Origin of the sequence: Flexivirga alba, assembly GCF_042661025.1 — a bacterium.
In the GTDB taxonomy this organism is placed as follows: Bacteria; Actinomycetota; Actinomycetes; order Actinomycetales; family Dermatophilaceae; genus Flexivirga; species Flexivirga alba.
Window position 1 is genome coordinate 1337205 of record NZ_JBHSWH010000001.1, and the last position, 25246, is coordinate 1362450.

General features: G+C 67.4%; 26 protein-coding genes and 1 pseudogene. 14 read left to right on the forward strand and 13 right to left on the reverse strand.

Going from position 1 to position 25246, the window contains the following annotated elements; translation table 11 throughout:
* Window positions 1-11: 11 nt before the first annotated feature.
* Window positions 12-989: a hypothetical protein gene (locus ACFQDH_RS06525; protein ID WP_382399610.1), complete on the reverse strand. Its 978-nt coding sequence runs from the start codon at window positions 987-989 to the stop codon at window positions 12-14.
* Window positions 986-2071 carry a hypothetical protein gene (locus tag ACFQDH_RS06530; RefSeq protein WP_382399612.1) on the reverse strand — a complete coding sequence of 362 codons (1086 nt, stop codon included), beginning with the start codon at window positions 2069-2071 and terminating at the stop codon, window positions 986-988. Before ACFQDH_RS06530 ends, ACFQDH_RS06525 begins: the two co-directional genes overlap by 4 nt.
* Before the next feature lie 317 nt (window positions 2072-2388).
* Here ACFQDH_RS06530 and ACFQDH_RS06535 point away from each other — a divergent pair, with 317 nt between their 5' ends.
* The 7 genes and pseudogenes from ACFQDH_RS06535 (at window position 2389) to ACFQDH_RS06565 (ending at window position 10263) form a co-directional block, all read left to right on the forward strand.
* Window positions 2389-3837 (forward strand): UDP-N-acetylmuramoyl-L-alanyl-D-glutamate--2,6-diaminopimelate ligase, encoded by a 1449-nt coding sequence (locus ACFQDH_RS06535; RefSeq protein WP_382399614.1) that lies wholly within the window; start codon window positions 2389-2391, stop codon window positions 3835-3837.
* A 120-nt stretch (window positions 3838-3957) separates the two neighbouring features.
* Window positions 3958-4782, forward strand: coding sequence for a glycerophosphodiester phosphodiesterase (locus ACFQDH_RS06540; RefSeq protein ID WP_382399616.1), 825 nt, complete (start codon window positions 3958-3960; stop codon window positions 4780-4782).
* Window positions 4783-4876: 94 nt separating this feature from the next.
* A complete protein-coding gene (locus ACFQDH_RS06545; protein WP_382399618.1) occupies window positions 4877-5305 on the forward strand; it encodes an ATP-binding protein in 429 nt (142 codons plus the stop codon).
* A 10-nt stretch (window positions 5306-5315) separates the two neighbouring features.
* Window positions 5316-5705, forward strand: coding sequence for a P1 family peptidase (locus tag ACFQDH_RS06550; RefSeq protein WP_382399620.1), 390 nt, complete (start codon window positions 5316-5318; stop codon window positions 5703-5705).
* Between the two features lie 31 nt (window positions 5706-5736).
* Window positions 5737-6189: pseudogene (locus ACFQDH_RS06555) on the forward strand (P1 family peptidase); the annotation flags it as partial.
* A 6-nt stretch (window positions 6190-6195) separates the two neighbouring features.
* On the forward strand, window positions 6196-7128 hold the full coding sequence (locus ACFQDH_RS06560; RefSeq protein WP_382399622.1) for a DUF5926 family protein: 933 nt from the start codon (window positions 6196-6198) through the stop codon (window positions 7126-7128).
* Between the two features lie 2280 nt (window positions 7129-9408).
* On the forward strand, window positions 9409-10263 hold the full coding sequence (locus tag ACFQDH_RS06565; RefSeq protein ID WP_382399624.1) for a prephenate dehydratase: 855 nt from the start codon (window positions 9409-9411) through the stop codon (window positions 10261-10263).
* Window positions 10264-10758: 495 nt separating this feature from the next.
* Here ACFQDH_RS06565 and ACFQDH_RS06570 read toward each other — a convergent pair whose 3' ends face one another.
* Window positions 10759-11511 (reverse strand): class F sortase, encoded by a 753-nt coding sequence (locus ACFQDH_RS06570; protein ID WP_382399626.1) that lies wholly within the window; start codon window positions 11509-11511, stop codon window positions 10759-10761.
* Between the two features lie 173 nt (window positions 11512-11684).
* On the opposite strand from ACFQDH_RS06570, the gene ACFQDH_RS06575 reads away from it, so the two are divergent.
* Complete coding sequence (locus ACFQDH_RS06575) at window positions 11685-13178, forward strand: fatty acid desaturase (protein ID WP_382399628.1); 1494 nt, start codon at window positions 11685-11687, stop codon at window positions 13176-13178.
* A 70-nt stretch (window positions 13179-13248) separates the two neighbouring features.
* A complete protein-coding gene (locus tag ACFQDH_RS06580) occupies window positions 13249-13836 on the forward strand; it encodes a TetR/AcrR family transcriptional regulator (protein ID WP_382399630.1) in 588 nt (195 codons plus the stop codon).
* A 9-nt stretch (window positions 13837-13845) separates the two neighbouring features.
* Here the strand turns inward: ACFQDH_RS06580 and ACFQDH_RS06585 are convergent, their stop codons facing one another.
* Both ACFQDH_RS06585 and ACFQDH_RS06590 read right to left on the reverse strand, forming a co-directional pair.
* The gene (locus ACFQDH_RS06585) at window positions 13846-14301 is read right to left on the reverse strand and encodes an SRPBCC family protein (RefSeq protein WP_382399632.1); all 456 of its coding nucleotides are present in this window, start codon (window positions 14299-14301) and stop codon (window positions 13846-13848) included.
* Window positions 14301-15215 carry a diacylglycerol/lipid kinase family protein gene (locus ACFQDH_RS06590; protein ID WP_382399634.1) on the reverse strand — a complete coding sequence of 305 codons (915 nt, stop codon included), beginning with the start codon at window positions 15213-15215 and terminating at the stop codon, window positions 14301-14303. Before ACFQDH_RS06590 ends, ACFQDH_RS06585 begins: the two co-directional genes overlap by 1 nt.
* A gap of 94 nt (window positions 15216-15309) precedes the next feature.
* Here ACFQDH_RS06590 and serS point away from each other — a divergent pair, with 94 nt between their 5' ends.
* Complete coding sequence (gene serS, locus ACFQDH_RS06595) at window positions 15310-16629, forward strand: serine--tRNA ligase (protein WP_382399636.1); 1320 nt, start codon at window positions 15310-15312, stop codon at window positions 16627-16629.
* Window positions 16630-16680: 51 nt separating this feature from the next.
* Here serS and ACFQDH_RS06600 read toward each other — a convergent pair whose 3' ends face one another.
* Complete coding sequence (locus ACFQDH_RS06600; RefSeq protein WP_382399638.1) at window positions 16681-17226, reverse strand: dihydrofolate reductase family protein; 546 nt, start codon at window positions 17224-17226, stop codon at window positions 16681-16683.
* Between the two features lie 52 nt (window positions 17227-17278).
* The gene (locus tag ACFQDH_RS06605; protein WP_382399640.1) at window positions 17279-18256 is read right to left on the reverse strand and encodes an RNA polymerase subunit sigma-70; all 978 of its coding nucleotides are present in this window, start codon (window positions 18254-18256) and stop codon (window positions 17279-17281) included.
* 114 nt (window positions 18257-18370) lie between these two features.
* Here ACFQDH_RS06605 and ACFQDH_RS06610 point away from each other — a divergent pair, with 114 nt between their 5' ends.
* The 3 genes from ACFQDH_RS06610 (at window position 18371) to ACFQDH_RS06620 (ending at window position 20719) form a co-directional block, all read left to right on the forward strand.
* Window positions 18371-19153, forward strand: coding sequence for an HAD family hydrolase (locus tag ACFQDH_RS06610; protein WP_382399642.1), 783 nt, complete (start codon window positions 18371-18373; stop codon window positions 19151-19153).
* A 1-nt stretch (window position 19154) separates the two neighbouring features.
* Window positions 19155-19955 carry a TrmH family RNA methyltransferase gene (locus ACFQDH_RS06615; protein WP_382399644.1) on the forward strand — a complete coding sequence of 267 codons (801 nt, stop codon included), beginning with the start codon at window positions 19155-19157 and terminating at the stop codon, window positions 19953-19955.
* A gap of 110 nt (window positions 19956-20065) precedes the next feature.
* Window positions 20066-20719, forward strand: a complete 654-nt coding sequence (locus ACFQDH_RS06620; RefSeq protein ID WP_382399646.1) for a VOC family protein — start codon at window positions 20066-20068, stop codon at window positions 20717-20719.
* 4 nt (window positions 20720-20723) lie between these two features.
* On the opposite strand, the gene ACFQDH_RS06625 is transcribed toward ACFQDH_RS06620, so the two are convergent.
* The 5 genes from ACFQDH_RS06625 to ACFQDH_RS06645 all read right to left on the reverse strand — a co-directional run bounded on the left by ACFQDH_RS06625 (window position 20724) and on the right by ACFQDH_RS06645 (window position 24173).
* Window positions 20724-20939 carry a heavy-metal-associated domain-containing protein gene (locus ACFQDH_RS06625; protein ID WP_382399648.1) on the reverse strand — a complete coding sequence of 72 codons (216 nt, stop codon included), beginning with the start codon at window positions 20937-20939 and terminating at the stop codon, window positions 20724-20726.
* Window positions 20940-20971: 32 nt separating this feature from the next.
* Window positions 20972-21253: a metal-sensitive transcriptional regulator gene (locus tag ACFQDH_RS06630; protein ID WP_382404820.1), complete on the reverse strand. Its 282-nt coding sequence runs from the start codon at window positions 21251-21253 to the stop codon at window positions 20972-20974.
* 147 nt (window positions 21254-21400) lie between these two features.
* Entirely contained in the window at window positions 21401-21640 is a 240-nt protein-coding gene (locus ACFQDH_RS06635) for a ribonuclease domain-containing protein (RefSeq protein WP_382404821.1), read from the reverse strand.
* A gap of 292 nt (window positions 21641-21932) precedes the next feature.
* Window positions 21933-23348, reverse strand: a complete 1416-nt coding sequence (gene purB / locus ACFQDH_RS06640) for an adenylosuccinate lyase (RefSeq protein ID WP_382399650.1) — start codon at window positions 23346-23348, stop codon at window positions 21933-21935.
* A 42-nt stretch (window positions 23349-23390) separates the two neighbouring features.
* Window positions 23391-24173, reverse strand: a complete 783-nt coding sequence (locus ACFQDH_RS06645; protein ID WP_382399652.1) for a VOC family protein — start codon at window positions 24171-24173, stop codon at window positions 23391-23393.
* Window positions 24174-24355: 182 nt separating this feature from the next.
* On the opposite strand from ACFQDH_RS06645, the gene ACFQDH_RS06650 reads away from it, so the two are divergent.
* Window positions 24356-24745, forward strand: coding sequence for a hypothetical protein (locus ACFQDH_RS06650; protein ID WP_382399654.1), 390 nt, complete (start codon window positions 24356-24358; stop codon window positions 24743-24745).
* On the opposite strand, the gene ACFQDH_RS06655 is transcribed toward ACFQDH_RS06650, so the two are convergent.
* Window positions 24738-25235, reverse strand: coding sequence for a low molecular weight protein-tyrosine-phosphatase (locus ACFQDH_RS06655; protein ID WP_382399656.1), 498 nt, complete (start codon window positions 25233-25235; stop codon window positions 24738-24740). The genes ACFQDH_RS06650 and ACFQDH_RS06655 overlap by 8 nt on opposite strands.
* Window positions 25236-25246 lie beyond the last annotated feature (11 nt).

The following is a 25246-nucleotide window of genomic DNA, read 5'->3' on the forward strand; positions in this document are numbered from 1 at the left end:
GGGGTTCGAGGTCAGCCCTTCAGTGGCACGGCATACAGCGTGGTGTCGCTGCCGATGGACGCAACGCAGTAGACGACCTTGGCGGTGCCGCCCTTGGGGATGGCGACCTGGCCGCTGTCCTTCGTGGCGGGCCCGAGCGACTTTCCCTGATTGGTCGCGGTCAGCACGTTGTCGCCGGACTTGCTCCACGAGTTGTTTTGGGAGATCGCGATCGGCGACCACTTCGAGGTGATGACGTGGCTGTTGCCAGTGGTCATGTCGACCCAGGCGTTGCCAGCAACCGCCCAGCTCTCGTCGGGTGCAAGCATGAAGTTGGTAGGAAAGACAGCGGGATTCACGGGTGCAGTGGTGATCCGCGGCTGCAACCCCGGCAACGAGAAGGCACACAGTCGCGACGCCGTGGGTTCGTTCTTGGGCACGAACGCCGTGATGATCTGATCGCGGGTGGCCGCGACGAAGGTGCCGGGGGTCGTGTCGCGGGGAGCCTTGAGGGTCTTGGGTTTCGGGGCTGTGGTGGGGTCCTTGCTGAACCAGACCTTGCCGTGGGCGTCGGTTGCGACCAAGGTGCCGTCGGCCAGCACAGCGACCGGGTTTGCACCCTTGGGCAGTGCGCGTTGCGTCAGCTTGTCGCCATACAGGACGAACGCACTCTTCGTGTTGTCCGGTTTGGTGGCGATCACCCCGCTCGTCGTCAGGGCGACGCTCCAATTCTGTTCCAGCGGCCAGGTTTTGGGGTCTCCGCCGCCGAGCGGATAGGCAAGGATCTGCGTCTGCGTGGTCAACACGATCGAGTCGGAGCCATCTATCGGGACCAGTGCGGGACCGTCGGCAACGACCGCGTCGACCGGCAGGTCGGCCTTCCACTGGGATTTGCCGCTCTGTGGGTCGAGCGAGACCAGCTGGATGCCACCGGTCGTGTCGTTGTCGACTGTCACGACCAATTGCTTGGCGGTCACCACCATCTGCGGCGCGACGTCCGAGAGTTTCACGACCGACCACAGGTAGCTGGCCGGCAGGCCCGCGGGCGGTCGAATGCTGTCCGGCAACGGCGTGCCGGACATCGTGGGTGTCGGTTGGTTCGCGCTGTTGTCATCGGAGCGGAACGCGAAGAACCCCGCAGTCGCGGCGCCGACCAAGGCCACCGCACCGGCACCGCCGAGCAGAAGGGTGCGCCGTGAAGGCCCGTCGCCGCGTGCTTCCCGGGGCGGCTCCTCGTCGGGCTCGTAGGCGTGGTGCCGCTCGTCTTCCGGGGAGTGGTGCCGAATCCATGAGGTGCGGTCGCCGGGGCTGTCGTGGTCGGGATCGGCCGTCCGCGGTCGTCGGTGAGGGCCGCGGTCGGCGGGGTCCGACTCTCGGTCTCGTCGTCCTCGGGCGCGTATGCCGGTTGCGGCCCCGGCTCCTCCGCAGGTGTCGAGGGAGCCGCCGGGCGGAAGGCGTTCACCGGAGCGGCGGGCTCCACCCGCTCGACCCGCGGCGCAGGCTGGCTGTGCACCGGCGCAACGACCTGTGGAGTGCCGTCCGGGGTGAGAGCGATGTGCCAGACCCGTGCGCCGGGTGTCCGACCGAGCACCCGGACGGTCTTTCCGGGAGCGTGCTCGTCCGCTCGGCGCCGTGCTTGGCGCAGCAACTGGTCGTAGGGATCCACGCCGGGGATCAGCGTGACCTCCTCGTCGTCGACCAGGCCGACGAGCCGGCCGTCGAGATCCTGCAACTCGATGACGTGCGAGATGTCGTCCGGGACGGGTCCGCCGTCCGGCGGGGCCGGTCCCGCTGCGACGGGTTCCTCGTCGGCTTCCGGCGGCGGCACTTCCCATGCGTCGCCGTCGGGTCCGATGCCCAGGTGAAAAGTGGCGCCGTCCGGCGTCATACCGGCGACGCGAATGGTGTGACCGGGCTCGGTGCGGTCAGCGCGCCGACGCGCGGCGCGGATCAGCGCGCGGTGGACGCCGACACCCGGCGGCACGGTGATCTGTTCGTCGTCCAACCAGGCCGTCGGGGCGCCATTGGCGTCGTTTCGCACTTGCAGGACGAATGCCGGGCGCGGCGGAACGTCGTGTTCGTGCTCAGTCATGGCGCTTTCAAGTCGTCTGCGAGAGGTGTGTGCGGGACCGGAGGTTACCGGCGGGTCGGGACAACCCCGCCAGGCGATTCACGATCGGTCCGAACGAGTCTGACACGGCGATCGCCGCCCTCCGACGGCGCGCCGCGGTCGAAATCTGTTCGTGACCTTTGGCGGGAGCCTGCTCGCGTCGCCGACTTCCGCTCGATGTAGATGTGTAGGAGGTTCTAAGCAGAACACTAGAGAGTGCTAGACGGTGATATCGGGGCCGCGGCTCGCCGAGTCCGGCCCGCAGGCCCGGGGCGCGCCGCGACGGGTACGCTCCCACGGTGCCGTTGGACCAGAAAAGCGTTGCGCGCGTGCTCGGAGTGGAGGTGCCCCCGCTCACCGGGCCGATCGTCGCGGTCACCCATGACTCCCGTGCGGTCGTGCCCGGAGGCGCGTTCGTCGCGATCAACGGCTTCACCACCCGCGGGGCGGACTTCGTTCCGCAGGCGATGGAGCGCGGTGCCGCACTGGTCATCGCCGAGGAGCCGATTGACGGCATCCCGACAGCCGTGGTGCCCGACGACCGCGTCGCGCTCGCGGCGCTCGCGACCGAACTCGCCGGACATCCTTCCCACGACCTGACCGTCTACGGCATCACCGGCACCAACGGCAAGACCACCAGCTCCTACGTGCTGCACGCGATCCTCACCGCTGCGTATGGCGAAGCCACCACCGGCCTGATGACCACCGCCGAGATCATCGTCGGCACACATCACGAGATGGCGGTTCGCACCACCGGCGAAGCCACCGAGGTGCAGGCCAACCTCGCCCGGATGCGTGACGCCGGACTGCAGCACGTCGTCCTGGAGACCAGCTCGCACGGCATACATCTGCATCGGGTAGACGGAACCCGGTATGCCGCAGCGCTTTTCACCAACCTCACCCGCGACCACCTCGACCTGCACGGCACTATGGAGGCTTACTATCGGACCAAGCGCAAGCTCTTCGAGTGGACCGACGGGCCCAAGCTCGCCAACGCCGACGACGAGTGGGGTGCGCGACTCGCGCAGGAGATCCCTGGCACGCTGACCTTCGGGGCCGCGTCGAATGCCGACTACCGCATCGACCACGAGCGCCGCGACGGCGTGCACACCGTTTTCGAGCTGGTGACGCCGCGACACGGGAGGCTGAAGCTGCGCATCCCATTGCTGGGTGACTACAACGTGCACAACGTCGCCGGTGCCGCCGGCATCGCCCTCGAAATGGGTATGTCGCCAGACATCCTCACCCGAGCTGTCAGCGAAATGCGCCAGGTGCCAGGACGATTCGAGCGCGTCCCGGCCGCCGTCGACCGCGGCTTCGAGGTCGTCGTCGACTACGCGCACACCGACATCGGGCTGCGCGCCGTGCTCGAGGTAGCCCGCGAAGTCGCCGGCGCAGGCCGCCTGCTGTGTGTGTATGGCGCGGCCGGTGCGCGCGACCGCGACAAGCGGCCGAAGATGGGCGCGGTGGCTTCCGAGCTGGCCGACGTCGCGATCATCACCACCGACGACGCCTATCACGAGGACCCGCAGGACATCGCCAACGAAGTGATGGCCGGCGCCGACCCCGCCAACACCACGATCGTGATCGACCGGCGGGATGCGATCGACAAGGCGCTGCGTGAGGCACGATCCGGCGACGTCGTCGTCGTGGCGGGCAAGGGTCACGAGCGGGTGCAGCACCTGGCGACCGGCGACGTGCCGTTCCACGACACGACGGTCGTCACCGAACTGCTCACCTCCCGCTGACCGAGAGTCTCAGCCCACGGGTGGGCGTTTGCGGCGTACTGGACTCTCCCCTGGGGAGAGTTGTGCACGGTGTCCGCGGGTCGCTGGCGCGATGAGGATCGACTTTGCAACGATAGGTCTGTGCGCACAGTCGGCTCACCGCTCGGTGGCGGCCCGCCCAAGGTGATTGCTCACCGCGGGGCCAGTCACGACAACCCCGAACACACTCTCGGCGCCTATGAGCGCGCGATCGCCCAGGGGGCCGACGGCCTCGAGTGCGACGTGCGACTGACGGCCGACCGGCACCTGGTCTGCGTCCACGACCGACGCGTCAACCGGACCTCCAACGGGCACGGCACCGTTTCGACCTTGGAGTTGGCGCAGCTGGAGGGCCTCGACTGGGGGAGTTGGAAGGACGCGCACGGTGACGAGAACGAGGTCCCGGACCGGCATCACGCCAACATCCTCACGCTGCGGCAGCTGATCCGATCCGTCCTCGCGAGCGACCGCAAACCCGACCTGGTCATCGAGACCAAGCACCCGACCCGGTATGCCGGGGAGGTCGAGCGCCGGCTGGTGAACCTGCTGGGCGAGTTCGACCTGCTGAGGGCAGCGCCCGACAAGCCGGTGGTGCGGGTGATGTCGTTCTCCTCCATGGCGATTCAGCGAGTCGCCAAGCTCGCCCCGCACCTTCAGCGGGTGCAGCTCATCGAGGTCGGCACGTCGCCGTTCTTCCGCGACGGGCTGCCGTCGAATGTCGCAATCGCCGGCCCCCGCATGGGGATGATCCGTCGCAATCCCGAATTCGTTGCGCGACAACACCATTACGGACACCAAGTGCATGTGTGGACCGCCGACAAGGAGCCCGACATCGAGCTGTGCCTGCGCATCGGTGTCGACGCGATCATCACCAACCGGCCGGCGCTGGTGCGCGAGATGGTCGACGCGGCATACCCAGTGCAGTGACTCAGAAATCGGGCCGATCCGGCATGATGACTCCTCGATGCCCCGCGCACAACCAGGCGGCGCGACCGGTTATGACGAGGAGAGGTGGCACCACGTGAGTGAGAAGCGCAAGTCCGAGCCCTGGGTGCGGACGGTGCGACTGCCGTGGACCATCGACTCCGTGCCGCGCGTCCGCGAGGAGATCGTCGGTGACCTTGGCGACGGCAAGCTGCCGTCCAAGGTGGTCGAGGAGGCCGAGACGGTCGTCGCGGAGTTGGTCGCCAACGCGATCCTGCATGGTCGTCCGTTGCCCGACGGAACGGTGCGGGTCCGCTGGCGTGCTCGCCCGCCGCGGGTCGAGATCGAGGTCACCGACGGCGGCTCCGAAAAACAACCCAAGCCCAAGCCACAGTCGGACTGGGCGCCGAGCGGGCGAGGTCTGCGGATCGTGCGCTCGCTGGCCTTCGAGTGGGGCGTCAACGACGACGACGGTCACACGATGGTCTGGGCGGCGCTCGGCGGCGCGTCGCGGCGTCGGATCTGAGGCAGTGGGTATGACGATCCCGATCGACGGACTGAAGGTCGGTCACTGGACCGACATGGATGCCCGAACTGGTTGCACCGCAATCGAATTCCCACCCGGAACGGTTGCGTCATACGAATGCCGTGGCGGTGCGCCCGCCTCGCGCGAGCTGTTGCTGATGGAGCCGGACAAGTCCGTCACCAGCATCGACGCGCTGCTGCTCACCGGCGGATCGGCCTTCGGGCTGGCCGCCGCCGACGGCGTGATGCGTCGCATGGAGGAGCTCGGCTCCGGCGTGCCGACCCCGCCGGAGCCGTGCCGATCGTGCCGGCGCTTGCGCTCTTCGACCTGGCCGTCGGTGACGGGTCGGTCCGCCCCGGCGCCGAGCAGGGTATGCCGCAGCGGCCGCTGCCACCACTGACGACCCGGCGACCGGCCAGGTCGGCGCGGGGACCGGTGCGATGGTCAGCCATTGGCGCGGACCGGAGGGAGCACGCCCCGGCGGCATACGCACTGCGACTCGTCGTCTTGGCGAGGTCGTGGTCTGGGCACTGGTGGTGGTCAACGCTTTTGGCGACATCGACGACGGCTCTGCGCCGGTCGACACGACGTCCGTCGAGGCATTGCAGCAGCACTTCGGGTTCGATCGCACGCACACGACCATCGGGCTGGTCGTCACCAACGCCACGCTCGACAAGGTCGGTTGCCGCATCGTCGCGCAGGGCGCGCACGATGGTCTGGCCCGCGCGATCACTCCGCCGCACACGCGCTTCGACGGCGACGCGCTGGTGGCCGCCGCCACCGGCGAGGTCGATGCGCACGTTGACGTCATACGCCTACTCGCGCTCGCCGCGGTCACCGACGCCATCCGCAGCACCACCGCCGGAGGCGGCGCCCTACGCTGATGCCCCATGGGTAAGGCATCGCGCCGCAAGGGCGCCGACAAGAAGACCGCACGTGCGGCGCGAGTCCCTTTCGCGCCCAGGCCGTTCGAAGGTTTGCCGGGCGAGACCGGCTGGGTCGCGATGCGCGAGATCCTCCCGGCGGCCACCGCCCGGCTCACCTTCTCGTATGACGGCGGCGAGCACACCGCCAGAGTCGCAACCGTCCTGCCGTTGGCCTGGGCCGGCCTGCACCGCACCGACGGCGAGCGCTTCATCGCCACCCAGTCCGGCGCGGGATCGGGTGACCTCAGCCGCGACCTGGCGGCCGCGCTGATCGCCACCGTCGACACGGAGCCGGGACAGCCGGTGGTCAAGACGCCGCCGGTGACCGCGGAGACACCTCGCCTGCAGGACCTGCTCACCGGCGACGCACCCGAGATCGAGTTGCACGACGGCTTCGACTTCTGGATCGAGCAGGACGAGCTCGACGAGGCGACTGCCGCGTCGCTGGAGCAGGCCAATTCGGCGGTCACACCGACCGTGCCCCTGCCGTCCGTGCAGTCGGCCTACTGGTGCCGGATCGGTGAACGCACTTACGTGCGTTGGGTTTTGCCGCACGACGAGGACGAGGCCACCGCTGCGCTGGCCCGCCTGCACGCTGCTGGCAACGATGCACTCATGCGGGGTCCCCGCGAAGTATCGGAGGAGCGAAGCGGAGGAGAACTTCGTGGGGTGTCTGAAGCAGGTCGGTTGCTCGGTGCCTTCCGCACTTGCGGTCTGTTGGTCCCCGTCTGGGAGGTCGACGCGGCGGCGGAGCCTGCGTCATACGACGGGGGTATGGGGGAGCTGAGCACTCGCTTCACCGAGGCGCTGGAGTCGGTGCGCAGCGGCGACCCGCTGACCGATGCCGAGCGACGTGCACGGGCGGGCCTGGTGTCGCGTCAGATCACGATTCGCTGACCGGGGCGTCGTCACTGATCCGTTTGGGGTGCGCGAGCGTGCCACGCACGCGCTCGCGCTCCAGGCCGACCGAGGGGCGGCGGCCAGCAACATCAGCAGTGGTGCCAGCAGCAATAATCCGGTCGGCGGGATCGACACCCCGGAGTCGTTGGACACGAAGCCGAGGATCCAGCAGACGACGATGGCGGCGATGCCCTCACCGAGCATCGGGACCCGGTTGACCAGTGGCATCAGCAGTCGACCGGGCCACCGCGACGGCGTCAGCAGGATCACGATCGCCAGGATGAGGATCAGTGGCACAACGGCTGTCAGTACGTTGCTGCTCAACATGACCCAGTTGGCTCGCAGGATCCGCTGGATGCCGGAGAAGTCTCCGTGGTAGCGGATCTGAGCGACGAAATCGCCCAGGTGCGTGCGGTATTGCGGTGGACGCAGGTAGTCCAGCACCGCGATGGTGCCGACGATCCCGACGGCCGCGCCGCCGATGAGGGCGGCCCGCCGCCAGGTCAGCGCCAGTCCGCCGGCGTTGAGTGCGAGGTAGGCGAAGGCCGGGAACATCGCCAGCGGCCCGCCGCCGTCGGCGCCCCAGATGGGGGTCCCGTCGACCAGCAGCGTGACCAGGCCGATGAGGATGACGGTTGCCGCTGCCAGCCTGCGGTGTCCACCGCGCACGAGCACTCCGGCCAGCAGCGCACAGATCACCAGCGACGCGGTCGCGATCATGGCGTCACCGACGTTGCCCATGCCGTAGAACCGGCCGCCATACACCGGCTGCAGGCCCATCATCGACACGAACTGCAACGGCGTTCCGTGTATGACGTCCAGCAGCAGCACTGACAACGTCACGACGGCGATGAACAGCGGTGCGCCGATCGGATACTTCCGCCACGGGCCGAGCAACGCCAGCGCCGAGATGAGCACCGAGAAGCCGACGACCCCCCAGCCCAGGGCGAAGGTGGGATCCGCGGCATCCCACCACGGGACCAGACCGATGAGCCAGGTGCTGACCGGCATCGACGCGGTGATCGCTGCGCAGCTGCTGAGCCACCACCGCAGCGGCTTGCTCGACTTCGTGGGCACTCCGGCTCGGGCGGCGGAGCGGCGGCGGAGCCACCACCAGACGCAGCCGGCACCGAGCAGCACGGCCATCGTCACGACGAAGCGCGTCAGGAAATCACCCGACAGGGCGTGCTCCACCTGCAGTTGCATCGCGACCATGCCGGCGTCGACGATCGCGCTGGTGCCCTTGACACGGGGCTGCACGGCCGGGACGCGGCCCTCCGGCAAATGCGGCGCCTTGTTACCCAGGCGGGCGAAGACCAGCGCGGACAGGTCGGTCAGCTGCACCACGCCGGGCTGTTGGGTGGATTCCGACGTGAGCAGGCCGTGCGGGACACCAGGCCCCTTGATCACGACGGTGTGCAGCAGCTCCGGACCGGTGTCGTCGGCGAAGCCGCCCACGACGATCGTGGCGTTGGGCGGCGCGTTCGCCAGGATCGAGCCGAGCAGCTTGTCGTCCATCGTCTGCAGGCCGATGAAAGTGATGGGGCACGAGGTGACGTCGACGGTGGCCGGGTCGGCGACGTAATGCTCGATCCGCCCCTGGGCGTTCGCGGCCGCGAGCGCCGCGTAAGGGCCGGCCGCCGTGATGCACTGACCGCCCGCGGTCATCCGGGTGGTGACGTTCGACGGGTCGGCGGGCACCGCCCTGGCCTTGGCGCGTGTTCGCACCGCCTCCCAGTTCGAATAGACCGCTGGTGCTCCGCTGCCGGTCGTGGAGTCGGTGGTGATCGGTGTGGGTGGCTTCGGTTTGGTGCACGGCAGGGGTTTCTTGCCCGGCGAAGTCATCGGCACCCGGAACCCCTCCGTCGTGCGCTTGCCTGCTCCGATGGTCAGCCATGACTGGTTGTCACAGCTGTGTGAGCTGAGGCTGCGGGTGGTCAGCGACCCGACGGCACCCTCGTGGGCGAGGTTCCACAGGGTCGGGGTCTTCGTCGCGCTGACCTGGTCCCAGGAAAGCGTCGGCTGGCTGACCACGATGAGCGGACCGGGCTGGCTGATCCTTTCGGCCGCCGGCCACCGGGTCAGGTAGGAGATCAGATAGGAACCGCCGACGGCGACCACGGCGACGCACACCACCCACACAAGCCACCGTCGCAACACCGGGCAAATCGTACGTGACAAAACCATCAAACTCCGACGCTGGATGGTGTATGGCGCGCGGCGTCCGTATGACGAAGCGTCGATGCCCGCGGACGGCATCGCTCGTAAGCTTCGGACGTGATCCCACCTCGACGCATCGCCTATCAGGGCGAACTCGGCTCCAACTCGCACTCGGTGTGCGAGCGCGAATATCCCGATCTGGAGAGCGTGCCGTGCGCGTCGTTCGAGGATGTCTTTGCGGCGGTCGAGCCCGGTAACGGCGGCGCTCCGAGTGCCGATCTGGCGATGATCCCGATTGACAACTCACTGGCGGGCCGAGTCGCCGACATACATCACTTCCTGCCGCGCAGCAGGCTGCACATCGTGGCGGAGCACTTCCACCGGATCCGCTTCTCGCTGATGGCGATCCCCGGTGCGTCCATAGGTGACCTGCGCACCGTGCACAGTCACGTGCACGCGCTCGGGCAGTGCCGCAACGTCATACGAGAGCTGGGCCTGGAGCCGGTGATCTCCGGTGACACGGCGGGCGCCGCCCGTGAGGTCGCCGAGGCGGCCGACCCGACGATGGGCGCGATCAGTCCGCCGCTCGCGGCGGAGATCTACGGGCTGGAGGTGCTGCGCGACGACATCGAGGACGAAGACCACAACACCACCCGTTTCGTGGTGCTCTCCCGGGACTTCGTCGTCCCGCCGCAGGGGTCAGGCCCGATGGTGACCAGTTTCATCTTCAACGTGCGCAACATCCCCGCGGCGCTCTACAAGGCACTCGGCGGTTTTGCGACCAACGGCATCAACATGACCAAGCTCGAGTCCTACATGGTGGGAGGCAAATTCGCCGCGACGCAGTTCCTCAGCGAGGTCGACGGGCATCCCGAGGACCCCGCGCTGAAGCGCGCGTTGGACGAGTTGCGCTTCTTCACCACCGACGTCAAGATCCTCGGCGTCTATCCCGCCGCGCCCGAGCGGCGTTGATCGGGTAGCGACGCACTCCCCACCGTGTATGTCGGCCACCGCCAACGAGCTGGTCCGCCAAGGTTTGAAGAAGAAGTATTTGCAGGATCTGCGCCCCTCAGCGATATATCCCGCATTGCTGGTCCATCGCTGAGGGCTCGACCACACTGCAATTTATGAAGAGCATGGCCAGGGGGCAAGGTCGCGGCGTTGCTGCCTCCCGTGCAGCGCGAATGTTTTCAGCGCGGCGGGTGGTGGCGCCGGCAGGGGTGCGTACGCCGTGGTTGGCGGCTCGGTGGGTCTGAGGCGGTGCGGGGGCACCCTGCCTGACTTCTTCACCGACGGCGAGTCCACGAGGTGTGGCCGCCCGGGGGCCACTTCGGTGATCACTTTCCCGTGCAGCTCGTCGAAGACGCATACCAAACGGGAGCGGCCGACAAGATAAGCGTCGGGACTCCCGACCGTTTCGACACGGAAGTCATCCGCTGAAGTGGATACCTACGGATGCGCCCCGCGTCAGGCCGGCCTGGTCCAGACCACGTAGTTGTTCAGGTGGTGTCCGGCGATCATCGGCGAGTCGATGTCGCAGGTCACCAGCGTCACGACCGGGGTCGCACTGCCGCCCCACACCCGCTGGTCGGTGGTCAATTTCGTCTTCAGCACGGACGCCGTGTGGGTCACCTGCAGCCGGACCACCTTGTTGTTGGTGCAGGTTACGGACACCTTCGCGCCGATCGGGACGTTGCGCAGGTTGTAGAAGTTGTCCGGGCCGTCATACGTGACGTGACCGGCGATGACCGAGATGCCGTTCTGGCCGGGCTGCGCGGAACGGTTGTACCACATCGTCGTGTGGGCGGGCGGGTAGATCTGGCCCTGTGAGTTGGTGCCCATCGGCACCACTTGCTCGTCGCCGATGCCGACCGAGGAAACGGTCAGGCTCTTCGGAATGCACGCTGCGCCAGCCGGATTGGCGACTGAGGCCGGTGTGCTGTTGCTGGTCGGCTTCGCCACCGTGGTCGCCTTGTCGGAGCTGCCGCTCGACGTGCCCGAGTGCTTGCCGGTTGCCTTACTCGAGCTGTGGCTGGTGGACGGGTGCTGGCTAGAGGTGGAGGCCCCGGGCGACGACGTGCCGATCGCACTGATGGGCGGGTCGGTGCTGTCGTCATGGTTGAGGCCATTGACCAGCACGACTCCACCGGCGATCGCGACAGCGGCCCCCGCGACGATCGCGATCGTCCCCTTCGTGCGTCGGCTGGAGTGTCTTCCCACCGGGCATCTTCCCCTCGTCATACGTCGCGACCGGCTCGGCCGCCGCCTTGATTATGTATGGCGAGGCTGTGCGCTCGCAGCGAGCTACTGAACTCCGCGTAAGGAAGGCCTTGACAGGCCTGGTTTACAAACAGCATGATTTTGTAAACTTCGCATGTGATGGGAGTCACAACATGGCGGTGCTGGATGCATCCGGAACGGTTCCCGACGGCTCGACCCAGGTGTGGCAGGACAAGAAGCGCTATCTGTGGCTGATCGGTCTCGTCATACCTTCGGCGTTCGTCTTCGTCTACGTGCTCTACTCGCTCACCTCCTGGTCGGTCTTCCTGTGGACCGGGCCGATCCTGATCCTCGGCATCGTCCCGGCGATCGACCTGCTGGCCGGGCTGGACCGCAGCAACCCGCCGGACGATGTGATCGACGCGCTGGAGAAGGACAAGTACTACCGGTGGATCGTTTACGCGTACCTGCCGCTGCAATATCTCGGGCTCTTCGCGATCATGGCGATCATCGGTGGCGTCAATCCGGTCGGCTGGGTGCTGCAGCACACCGCCGGCTACGACTGGGCACTCGCGCACTTCCCGCACCGCTTCGTGCAGCCGTGGAACCTCAGCGTGATCGGCAAGATCGCCGGCGCGGTCTCGATCGGCTGTGTCGGCGGCATCGGCATCAACACCGCGCACGAGCTGGGTCACAAGCGGGAGAGTCACGAGCGCTGGCTGTCGAAAATCGCACTGGCACAGAGCTTTTACGGCCACTTCTACATCGAGCACAATCGCGGGCACCACGTGCGGGTCGCGACACCCGACGATCCCGCGAGCAGCCGGGTGGGCGAGAACTTCTACCAGTTCTGGCCGCGCACCGTGATCGGCTCGCTGAAGAGCGCGTGGCGGCTGGAGAAGCGCCGCTACTCGCGACACGACAAGCAACCGTTCAGGATCGGCAACGACGTGCTCAACGCCTGGCTGATGTCGCTCGTGCTGTGGGGAGTTATCGCCGCTCTCTTCGGTTGGGAAGTGTTGCTCTACTTGGTGATTCAGGCGATCGTCGGCTTCTCGCTGCTCGAGGTCGTCAACTATATGGAGCACTACGGCATGCTCCGGCAGAAGGTCGGCGTGCCCGGCAAGGTCCGCTACGAGCGGGTCAACCCGAGCCACAGCTGGAACTCCAACAACATCGCGACCAACGTGCTGCTCTACCACCTGCAGCGGCACAGCGACCATCACGCGAACCCGACCCGCCGCTACCAGGCGCTGCGCAACTACAAGGAATCCCCAGTGCTGCCAACGGGATACGCCGGGATGATCGTGCTGGCCGCCGTCCCCGCCGTATGGCGCCGTGTCATGGATCCACGGGTGCTCGCGCACTTCGACGGCGACATCTCGCAGGCGAACATCTCGCCGCGCAAACGCGAGAAGATCCTCGCTCGGTATGGCGCCCGCCCAGACGCTGCTCCCCTCGACATCGTTGGCAAGGACACGTCGGTGCACGACCAGTCCGGTGGTCACGGAGGGCGCTGCCCCGGCTGCGGCTACGAGTATGACGAGCGCACCGGCGCACCGCGCGAGGGCTTCCCGGCCGGCACTCCGTGGGACCAGATCCCGGACACCTGGTGCTGCCCCGACTGTGGCGTGCGGGAGAAGCTCGACTTCGTCGTCGCCGTCTGAAAGCAAGCGGCTCGGCGCCATTTCGCTGACCACCGCCCGGTATGCCGGGAGCGTGCCTAGAATCGCGCTCGTGACCACGGCACCGGCGGCAGGCGAGGACCTGCGCACGCGCCTGCTTCGGGTGGCTGCAGCGATGACGATCGCCGAAGGCTGGTCGAAGATCACTATGGCCCGGCTGGCCGACGAGGCGGGTGTGTCCCGGCAGTCTGTCTACAACGTCTTCGGCAACAAGCCGGCCCTGGCGCAGGCCCTGGTCATGGGTGAGTTGACAGTCTTTCTCGGCCAAGTCGTCGACGCCTTCGAGCGCAGTGGCGACGATCCAGTGGCCGCGATCCATGACGCATCCCTTGCGGTGCTGCGGCTGGGCCGGGAGAACCCGTTGCTGCGGGCAGTGATCGCCGGTTCGCACGGTGCGAACTCCGAGCTGCTGCCGTTGCTCACCACCGACGGTGGGCAACTGCTGGAGAAGGCGAAGCAGGTGGTCACCGACGGCATGCTGCGCTTCCAACTGCCGCTGAATCGGGAGCAGCTCGATGTCGGTGTCGACGTCATCGTGCGCACCGTGCTCAGCCACATCATCCAGCCCAGCGGCACGCCGGACGAGACGGCCACCGGCATCGCGTGGATCGCGGGTGTAGTGCTGCGATCCGAGCAGTGATCGCGGGTGTCAGAGATTCAACGCCGCTCGCGCCAGGCCACGCATGCCGCTGCGCATCATCGCCGCGTGGTTGGCGATGAGCACCGGGCGGGCGATCGCCGAGGACGCCAGCCGGCCGATCATGCCCGGCATACCGAGCCGCACTTCTTGTGTGTAGTCCAGGATCGTGCGGTCGGGTCCGCTGGCGCGCAGCGCGAACTGCGACCAGCCGACCAGATCTCCGGCCAATGTCGCTCGTAACACGCCGGATTCGGCGTCAACGAGCTCCGTGGAGAGTTCGACTCGGAGAGTGAGCGGTAGGACACTGCGGATCTCGGCCCGGCCGTGCGTGTCGTCATACGGCGTGACCGAGCGGATCTGCGGCCACCACTGCGGCCAGCGCTCGGCGTCTCGCAGTACCTCGAAAACAGCGTCCCGGGGCGCGGCGATGTCGTGACTGCTGGCGAAGCGGAAGAGTCGGGACATTACCGCGGCAGGCGCACCGTGAGAGCACCGTGCGCGGCGGCGAAGCGCACCGTGCGCGCCATACCGATGACGTCCCCGTCCACCTCGACGCGTTGCGGCGTTGCGACGTCAACGGTCAGCTCGCTGACCTGCGCGCGGGTGAACTGCTCGGAGTCCTTGTGCGAGCGGGTGAGGACCTTGCCGAAGACCGGCAGCCAGCGCAGTCCGCCGCCCTTGACGACCACCACGTCGAGCAGGCCGTCGTCGACGACTGCATCCGGCATCAGCCGCATGCCGCCCTGCAACATGCCGCAGTTACCCGCCAGCACGGCGGTCACGTCACGCTCGAGCACCGGCCGGCCGGGCACCTTGATGCGCGCCGGGATGAGCTCGTGGGTCGCCTGTCGCAGCCCCGCCACCAGGTATGCCGTCCAGCCGATCCGTGACTTCAGCTTCTCGGTCGTGTCCGCCATGATGTCGGCGTCACGACCGATGCCGCCCATCACCAAACCGATGTGCTCGGAGTCGAATTCGCTGGTGCCGCGCGAATCCAGCGAGATGCGGATGGCGTCGACCGGGGTGTCGGCGCCGGAGAGCCCGATGCGCAGGGCGTCGGCATACCGATTGATCGGAAGCCGGAGCTGCCGGGCGAAAAGGTTGCCGGTGCCGCCGGCCAGCACGGCCAGCGGTGTGTCGGTGCGCAGTAGCGCGGAGGCGACAGACCGGACCGTCCCGTCGCCGCCGAGCGCGACGACCAGATCGACGCCATGCGCCAGCGCGTCACGTGCCTGCCCGCCGCCAGGGTCCTCGACGGTCGTCTCCGACCAGAGCGGCTCGGCCCAGCCATAGCCCTGGAAAACGGCGGTCAGCTCGCCACGAAGGCGCCGCAGGTTCTTCACCTTCGTCGGGTTGACGACGAGAGCGGCTCGTTGCACCGACGCCACCTTTCGTTACTTCCGGGTACTTGGAAACTCCGGGAGACGTTATCGGGTTGCACGCGCCGGTGGTGCGCCGCGTAGCCTGCCTGTCGTGATCGACATCAAGCTAGTGCGCGACAACCCCGACCTCGTGCGTGCGAGCCAACGTGCCCGCGGCGCCGACGAGACCCTGGTCGACCAGGTCCTGGCAGCCGACGAGAAGCGCCGCTCCTCGATCAACGAGTTCGAGAGTCTGCGCTCCCAGCAGAAGACCGTCAGCAAGTCGGTCGGTGCCGCGATGGGCAAGCTGAATGCTGCGCGCAAGGCCGGTTCGGCGGATGTCGACATACTCGCGAAGGAAGCCGACGACGCCCGTGCCCAGGCGACCGAGCTGTCCGCGCAGGTCAAGCAACGCGAGGCGACCGCGGACCAGGAGGACAAGGACTTCACCGCACTCCTGCGCGAGCTGGACAACATCGTCATCGACGGTGTGCCGGCCGGTGGGGAGGACAACTTCGAGACCCTGGAGACGGTCGGGAAGCCTCGCGAGTTCGATTTCGAGCCGCTGGACCACCTGGCACTCGGCGAGAAACTCGGCGCGATCGACATGGAGCGCGGCGCAAAGGTCAGTGGCTCGCGCTTCTACTTCCTCAAGGGTGCCGGCGCGCGGCTCTCGAACGCGTTGATGGCCTACGCCCAGAGCATCGCCGCCGAGGAGGGCTTCACCCCGCTCATCGTGCCGACCCTGGTCAGCCCGGCCACGATGGGTGGCACCGGCTACCTGGACGCGCACGAGGACGTCTACCACCTGGAGTCGGCCGATCTCTACCTGACCGGCACCAGCGAAGTGGCGATCGCCGGTTACCACACCGACGAGATCATCGACCTCTCGAACGGTCCGCTGCGTTACACCGCGACCTCGACCTGTTACCGCCGCGAGGCCGGGTCCTACGGCAAGGACACCAAGGGCATCTTCCGGGTGCACCAGTTCACCAAGACCGAGATGTTCGTGCTGTGTGACCCGGAGCAGGCGGTTGCCGAGCACCAGAACCTGCTGCGCATCGAGCGCCGGTTGCTGGACGACCTCGAGCTGCCCTACCGGGTGATCGACGTGGCCGCCGGTGACCTCGGCGGATCGGCCGCGCGCAAGTACGACTGTGAGGCGTGGGTGCCGACGCAGGGTAAGTACCGCGAGCTGACATCGACGTCCAATTGCACGACGTACCAGGCCCGTCGGCTCAACATCCGCCAGCGCGGTGAGGGCGGCAAGACCGAATTTGTCGCCACGCTCAACGGCACCATGCTGACCGACACCCGGCCGATCGTCGCCCTGCTGGAGAACCACCAGCAGGCCGACGGATCGATCCACGTGCCGGCCGCGCTGCAGCCGTTCCTCGGCACGGACGTCATACGCCCGCCCCAAGCTGGTTGAGTAGCGGGGGAGCGCAGCGGAGGAGCGTATCGAAACCCGCTCCGCACACCATCAGTCGCGCAGCGAGTAGGTCAGTATGGCGTTCCCCGCCGGCGTGATCTGTGAGTCGACCAGCTGCAGGCGGGTGAGCGGCACGGTCTCGTCGAAGAGTCGCGCGCCGTCCGGCGTCACGACCGGGTGCGTGGTGAGCGTCAGCGCGTCGACGACACCGGCGGTGAAGAGCGACCGAACGGTCTTGATGCCGCCACCGATAGAGATGTCGCCCTCGGCGCCGTTGTCCCGCAACGACTTGACGTAGTCGACCGGGTCGCCGTCGATCAGCGTGCTGTTCCAGGGCAGCTCACCCGACAGTGTCGATGACACGACGTGCTTGCGCAGCGGGTTGATGAAGCTGCCGAACGGATCGTCGTTGCCCGGCCAGTACTGCGACCACTCCTCCCACAATGCGCGCCCGAGGACCATGTCGGTGACCGGGGCGATCGACTTGCCCATCGCTTCGCCCTCCTCCGCGCCGAAGGAATCGAACTGGAAGAGGTTGGGCGCCTCGACCACGCCGTTGACCGAGTGGAAGAGGTGTGCGGTGACCTTGCGGCTCATGATGTGCTCCTGCGTTCGTGGTGTGTTGTCGAAGGGTTGGACGACGCGGCCCTCAGGAACTGAGCGGTCCGTGCGAAGAAAGTTCTGCCGGGAGTCCGAAGTCGGCGAAGACTTCCGCACCCATGAAGTGCGTGATGGCCGCGATTTCGCCCGCCACGATCTCCAGCACATGTATGGCGAACGCGCCGAAGGTCCCGTCGTCGCGTGGGTGGAAGACCGCGACGGCAGGACACCCGTTCGCGGTCGTCGGTATGACGCGGGACCCGCGGCAGATCGCACCGGGACCCGACCACCACTCCTGTATGGCGGGGCGCCCACGCAGCCACAGCTCGAACGGCGGCATGCTGAAAACGGCCTCGGCAGAAAGCAATTGGACGAGTTCGTCGACGTCATACCGCTCGAACGCCGACACGTAGGCCTCCGCCACCCGCACATCGCCCTCGGTGCGGACCGGCGCGGCGGAATGGCGGCTGCCGATGCTCCGACGAGCCCGGGTCAGTGCCGAATTGACCGAGGCGACAGTGGTGTTCAGCAACTCGGCGCACTCCGCCGCCGACCACGACAACGTCTCGCGCAGGATGAAGACGACACGTTGCAACGGCGGCAACGTCTGCAGGGTGGCGATGAAGGCAAGTCGCAACGAGTCGCGCAGCTCCGCAGCCTGCTGCGGATCGTCCGGTGCCGCCACCTGCTGCCCCGGCAACGGGCCGATCCACGATTCGGCCGGCAGCGTCGGCAGGGTCGCGCCACTCCCGGGAACCTCGCCGGGCGCACTCAGATCCATCGGCAGCGCCCGGCGCGACGGCGCCTTGCGCATGTCGAGACAGGCGTTGGTGGCGATCGAGTAGAGCCAGGTGCGCAGGGACGCCTCGGCCCGGAATCGGTCGCGGTGCTGCCACGCGCGAAGCACCGTCTCCTGCACGGCGTCCTCCGCATCGGCATACGTGCCGAAGAAGCGGTAACAGTAGGCGATCAACTCCTGCCGATAACCGTCCACGTCCTCTGCAGTGATGGCGGTGGCGGTCGACATGGGAGCGAGCCTACAAACGATCTCCGTCCCGCGACGCGGTGACGGTCGCGACATGCGGGTTGGGTAGGGCGAGGTGCGAGCCCGTATCGGAACCCTGCCCCATAGGCTGAAGCCGTGCGAAAGAAACTGGTGGCACTGGACATCGACGGCACGTTGTTGCAGTACGACGGCCGGCTGGACGACGAGGTGCGTGATGCGGTGCGCGCGGTCGCGGATGCCGGTCACCACGTCGTGATCGCGACCGGCCGCAGCATCCTGGGCGCCGTTTCGGTGATCGAATCCCTTTCTCTCACCGACGGATTCGCGGTGACCTCCAACGGCGCCGTGACCGCTCGGCTGCACGGCACCGGCTGGGAGATCATCGACACGGTCACGTTCGACGCGGCCCCCGTGCTGCAAGTCCTCAAGAATTCCTGGCCGGATGCCGTGGTGGGTGTCGAAGAGCCAGGTGTCGGCACCAAGGTCAGCGCACCGTTCCCCGAGGACGAGATCGTCGGACCCACGAAGGTCCTGCCCTGGGAGGAGCTCGGCGCCGAGCCCACCACGCGGCTCACCTTCCGCTCGCCCAGCGGCACCGCCGAGGACTTCGTCGAGCTGGTCGATCGGCTCGGCCTGCACGGCGTCAACTACGCCGTCGGTTACACCGCCTGGCTCGACATCAACCCCGAAGGCGTCTCCAAGGCGTCTGCGCTGGAACAGGTCCGTCGGGAGCTGCACATCGAGCCGGCCGACACCGTGGCCATCGGTGACCACACCAACGACCTGGAGATGCTGCGCTGGGCGGCCCGCGGTGTCGCGATGGGGCAGGCGCCGGACGAGGTCAAGGCCGTCGCCGACGAGGTGACGCTGTCCATCGACGAGGCGGGCGCTGCCGTCATACTTCGGCAGCTGGTCTGACGTGCCCGAGCAGAAGATCACCTCGGCGGCCAACCCGCGACTGAAAGGGCTGGTCGGCCTGCGTCGTCGCCGTCGCCGTGAGGAAACCGGCCGCACGCTGCTGGAGGGGTATGACGAGCTGGCTCTCGCCCTCGACGCGGGTGTCCGGCCGGACGAGCTCTACATCTGCGACGACCTGATGGCCGACCCGCGCGCGCAGCACGAGGTCGTGCGGCAAGCGCGAGGTGCGGGAGCCGAAGTGATCCGGTTGAGCCGCCAGGCATTCGAGAAGGTCGCCTACCGCGAGGGGGCCGACGGGTTCCTTGCCGTGGTGCCGTCGGTGGGTGTGACGCCGCGGGAGCTGACATTGCCGGACCGGCCGTTGGTGCTGATCGCCGAAGGTGTCGAGAAGCCGGGCAATCTCGGTGCGATGCTGCGGACGGCGGACGCAGCCGGCGTGGACGCGGTCGTCGCGTCGAACCCGGTGACCGATTGGGGCAATCCCAATGTCGTTCGTAGCTCGAAGGGCACCGTCTTCTCGGTGCCTGTCGCGACAGCGACAACTGCGGAGACCTTCGCCTGGGCGAACGAACGCGGCATCAAGGTGGTCGCTGCGACGCCGGCGGCGACCAGCCTGCACACGGACGTGGATCTCACCGGTCCGGTGGCGATCGCGGTCGGCACCGAAAAGGAAGGCCTGACCGACGAAGCGCTCGCAGCGGCGGACATGCTCATCCGAATCCCTATGAGTGGCAAGGCAAATTCGCTCAACGTCGCGACGTCGGCGGCCATCGTTCTCTACGAAGCCGTTCGGCAGCGCTGACATCACTGGTGGTCGGGAGGGTTTCGTCATACCGGCTGGTATGGCGCGCGCGACGGCTGCGGCGCGGACCCGCTGTCAACCGGCCGAGCGCACAGTGGCACCATCGGTTCATGCGAGTTGATCATCTGGTTTTTGCCGCAGAGCCCGACGGAATGATCGCGACCGCCAAGCGTCTCGGGGCACTGCTGGGGGTGGAGCCGGTCGACGGCGGGTTGCACCCGCGCTTCGGCACCCGCAACTCAATCATCCCGCTGACCGATCGCCGATTCATCGAGGTCGTCGAGGTGCTCGACCACCCGGCATCCGACAAGGCGCCGTTCGGCCAGGCCGTTCGTGCGTGCTCCGCCGCCGGTGGCGGCTGGCTCGGTTGGGTCGTCGAGGTCGAGGACATGTCGATTGCTGAGCGGCTGCTCGGTCGTAGCGCAGTCCCTGGCAATCGGCACCGTCCCGATGGTGTGGAGATCTGCTGGAAGCAGATCGGCATACGCGGCCTGATGGCCGACCCGCAGGTGCCGTTCTTCATCGAATGGCCCGAGGGTCAGGACCACCCGTCCACCGAGGGTGCGTCAACCACCGCGCTGACCGGCCTGCAGATCGCCGGATCCCCTGACCGAGTTCGCGAATGGCTCGGCCTGGTCGGTGAGCCGGGCGTGGACCGCGAGGAGTGGGAGCCGGACATCAAGTTCGACTTCGCCGCACTGCACGGCAACCCGGGCCTGATGTCGGTGCAGTTCCACAGCGCCGCCGGCGCGGTCAGCATCTGACCGGTCAGCCGACCAGCTCGTAGCCCGCTTCGTCGACCGCGTCGGCGATCGCCTGCGGGTTGAGGTCACTTTCGCTGGTGATGTGCACCGGTGAGTCGCCGCCTTCGTGCAGGTCGATCTGCACCTCGCGCACACCGTCGATCGTCTTGAGCTCTTCGGTGACTGCGGCCACGCAGTGTCCGCAGGTCATGCCGTGCACGGTGATGTCGGTCTGAGTCATGGGGTTCTCCTTCGTGGTTCGGGATGGCGGTTTCAGCTGCGCACCAGGCGGGCGATCGCATCGGATGCTTCGCGCACCTTCGTGGCAGCCGCCTCGTCGGACTCGCGTGCGGCGTCCACCACGCAATGGCCGACATGGTCCTCGAGCAGCCCGAGACTGACCGTCTGCAACGCCTTGGTGACCGCGCTGACCTGGGTCAGCACGTCGATGCAGTAGGTGTCCTCCTCGACCATGCGCTGTATGCCGCGCACCTGTCCTTCGATGCGCCGAAGTCGCTTGAGGTAGTCGTCCTTCGTGCCGGTGTAGCCCGCCATACGTTCCTCCAAAGGTTGCTGCCCGAGTCGGTTGCCGGAGCGAAACCGCTTCTCGCGATAGGCAACACAATACCCCATGGGGGTATTCCGCTCCCCGGGTCGGCGCGCATACGTCTCCCCAGTGTCGAGGTCCGCGCGGGTATGACGTCAGAAGGCGTGCGTGGGTAGACACTGGGTCGACCTACGCACGCGTGAGACGGTCAGTTGACGCCGGTGATCTTGCCAGAAGGATGCGTAGTGATCGCCCGTGTAGTACCAGTTCGGCGGGCTGGTCAGCGGGGTGCCGCCGGTGATGATCCACCGGGTGCCGCGGGTGGGCGCACCTGGCGTGATCACGGTGTATTCGTGGTAGTAGCTGCTGGACTCGGCCGGCAGGTGACCGCGCAGTCAGGATTTCGTCAGAAGTTGGTCAAGGGTCTCAGGCGGGAATCGGTGGAGTCGCCTTGGTCCGGGCCTGCAGATGGTGCGGGAGAGTCGGCGCACTTTGCGCGGGCCGCGGTGGTGTGGTGCGGGGTTGTGGATCTGCGGTCCTGCAGCAGGTGCGGTGGGGCGCACGTCCTGCTGGTCCTTGTTGAGTATGGCGGAGCGACGCGTCCGTGGGCCTGCAGATGGTGCTGCAGGACCGGCGCACTTTGTGCAGGGCACAGAGCCTGTCCGTGTCCGCGCCGCGGCTCCGCGCTCAGTCCTCGTGCAGGAACTTCACCAATTGCGGGGCCAGGCCGACATACGTCGCGGGAGTCATGGTGAGGAACCGCTGCTCGACCTCGGCAGGCAGGCCGAGCCCGCGCACGAACTCGCGCAGGTCGGCCTCGCTGATCCGGCGGCCACGGGTGAGCTCCTTGAGCCGCTCGTAGGGCTGCTCCATCCCCGGCACGCCCTGGGCACCGAGGGCTCGCATCGCGGACTGGATCGGCTCGCCGAGCACCTCCCAGTTGGCGTCGAGGTCGGCCGCCATCCGCTCCGGCGACGCGTCGAGCCCGGCGAGGCCGCGGGTGACGTTGTCGATGGCCAACAGCGAGTGCCCGTATGCCGTGCCGATGTTGCGCTGCATCGAGGAGTCGGTCAGGTCGCGCTGCATCCGCGACGTGACGAGCGTGCGGGCGAGCACGTCGAGCAGGCCGTTGCTGACTTCGAGGTTGGCCTCGGCGTTCTCGAAGCGGATCGGGTTGACCTTGTGTGGCATCGTGCTCGACCCGACCGTGCCCTGGCCGCGGGACTGCGCGAAGTAGCCCATCGAGATGTAGGTCCACACGTCGGTCGCCAGGTTGTGCAGGATCGAGTTGAAGCGGGCGATGTCGCTGTAGACCTCGGCCTGCCAGTCGTGGCTCTCGATCTGGGTGGTCAGCGGATTCCATTGCAGGCCAAGGGATTCCACGAAGGTGCGGGACAGCGTCACCCAGTCGGTCTCGGGCACCGCGGCGACGTGTGCGCCATACGTGCCGGTCGCGCCGTTGAGCTTGCCGAGGTATTCCGCGCTCGCGATCCGGCGCAGCTGACGGCGCAGTCGGTGGGCGAGGACCGCCAGCTCCTTGCCCATCGTGGTCGGTGTCGCCGGCTGCCCATGGGTGTGTGCCAGCAGCGGGACATCGGCCAGTTCGGTTGCCATGGTGGCGATCTGGTCGACCAGCGCCGTAGCGCGAGGTGACCACACCTGCCGGGTCGCGCCCTGCACCATCAGTGCGTAGGACAGGTTGTTGACGTCCTCGCTGGTGCAGCCGAAGTGAACCAGCTCGGCCAGCCCGGCCGCATCGTCATCGCCGACGATCTGCGGCAGCCGGCGCTTCAGGTAGTACTCGACCGCCTTGACGTCGTGCACGGTCTCGCGCTCGATGTCGGCCAGCTCGGCGATGTCCGCAGTGTCGAACTGCGCTGGTATGTCGCGCAACTCGGCGATCTCACCATCGGTCAACCGACGAACACCCGGGACCGCGTCGTTGGAGGTCAGGTGGATCAGCCACTCGACCTCGACGTGCACCCGCTCGCGGTTGAGCGCGGCCTCGGAGAGGTGGTCGACCAAGGGGGCGACGGCGGCCCGGTATCGCCCGTCCAGGGCGCCGAGCGCGATGGGCGGGTTGGCATCAGCAAGCGAACGCATGCGCCGATTGTCCCAGAGCGGCCGAGCGACCGGACCCGGCGGTCAGTCGGAGGTCGTGTCGTCCATCGCGATGACGGCGAAGATCTCACCGTGCTTGCCCTGCAGGAGTGCCTCCGGGCCGAACGGCGTGTCCATCGTCATCAGGATCGACGCGCCCAGTTCCTGGGCGATTTGTGCCGAGGAGTCCCGGTCGGCGACCGCGAAATGCACCAGCCAGGACGGCGGCGCGTCGTCCGGCAATTGCTCCGCCTGGTGTATGCCGCAAACGGTCTCCCCGGTGGACAGTTTGGCGATCGCGTAGGCGCCCCCACGGTCGTCATACGTGAAGCCGAATACCTTGGTGTAGAACGCTTTCGAGCCCGCCAGGTCACGTGTCATCAGGTCGTTCCAGACGACCGAGCCGGGTTCGTTGACCAGGCCGAAACCGATCAGGCCGGTGCCCTGCCACAGCCCGAAGAAAGCGCCGGTCGGGTCGGCGCAATAGGCCGAACGCCCGACGCCCGCGATGTCGATGACCTCGGTGAGGACACGGCCGCCGGCCGCGGTCACTGCTTCGCAGGTGGCAGCGATGTCGTCCGTGGCGAAGTAGGTGGTCCAGAACGGCGGCGCGTCGGAGTTGGCGTTCTTGTGCTCGAGACCGGCGACCGGCTGGTCATCCTTGCGGCATACGCGGTAATCGGCGTGCTCGTCGTCGCGCTGAACGTCCCAGCCGAAGAGCTTCTCGTAGAAGTCCTGCGCGTGGTGCATCCCGCGGTGGGCCGGCTCGAAGGCGCAGTCGACCCAGCACGGCGTGCCGGCGGGCCAGGACGTTGTTCGTTCGCTCATTGTCCGAGCTTAGGCATCCCCTTCGCCGTATGACGTCCGAAGCAAGGTATGGCGATGAAACGATCAGGATTTCGTGAGGTTGTTCAATTCCTTTTCAAGGTTTTGTCAACCTGCCCCTGCCGGCACAGCAGCCGACTTACCGTGTCCGCATGAACGACGAGAGGGCGGGGAGGTGTCCACAGATGACAGGGAGTCTGCGCGACTCGATCGCATTCCGGGCATCCCGTGAGGCAGCCAAGGCGATGATCGGCGAGATCGATGCGCTGCGGTGGTTGCTGCATGTCGTCGACGCAAGGTTGCGTGCTCCGGGCGTTGCCGGCGTCGCGACTCATCTGCACCTGGACATCGCCGAGGCGATCGTTGACGCGCACATCGAGGAGTTGGCCGAGCCCGGCCTGACCGCCGAGCGGTTGGCGCAGTTGCGCACCGACCCGCGCTGCCTGGTGATCGTCTCCGCACTCCACTTCCTCACGACGCCGCATTGCCCGGCTGCCGCCGACGACGATGAGGACGAGCTGGAGATTCTGAGCTGGGCGACCGACGTCGCCCGCTGCGAGTTGCCGGTCAGCTGACCGGCAACTCATCCTGCAGCTCCGCGACCAGGCCACGGCACGCCGCTTCGACCTGGTCGCGGCACCGGTCGAAGTCGGTGGCATTGCCGAAATAGGGGTCGTCCAGCTCAAGCTCCCCGGCGGCCATCGCGTCCGCGTCGAACTCGCGCACCAGCCGCGTCTCCGCGTTGGTCACCTGCAGGCCCTCGCCGAGTTGCAGCAGGTCGTGCAGGTGCCCGCGGTCGGCGGCCAGGATGAGGTCGCGCTTCTCGAGGTATGACGCCTCGAGCTGGCGTGCCCGGTGCGCGCTTCCGTCATACCCGCCGCGGCTGAGGGCGGCGAGCGTGCGGGGGTCCGCACCCTGTCCGACGTGCCAGTCGCCGATGCCGGCGGAATCCACCACAACCTGGTCGCCGAGACCGGCCTTGTCGAGCATCGAGCGCAGAATCACCTCGCCCATCGGGGAGCGACAGATGTTTCCCGAGCACACGAAGCACACTGAATACGTCACTCGGTGACCCT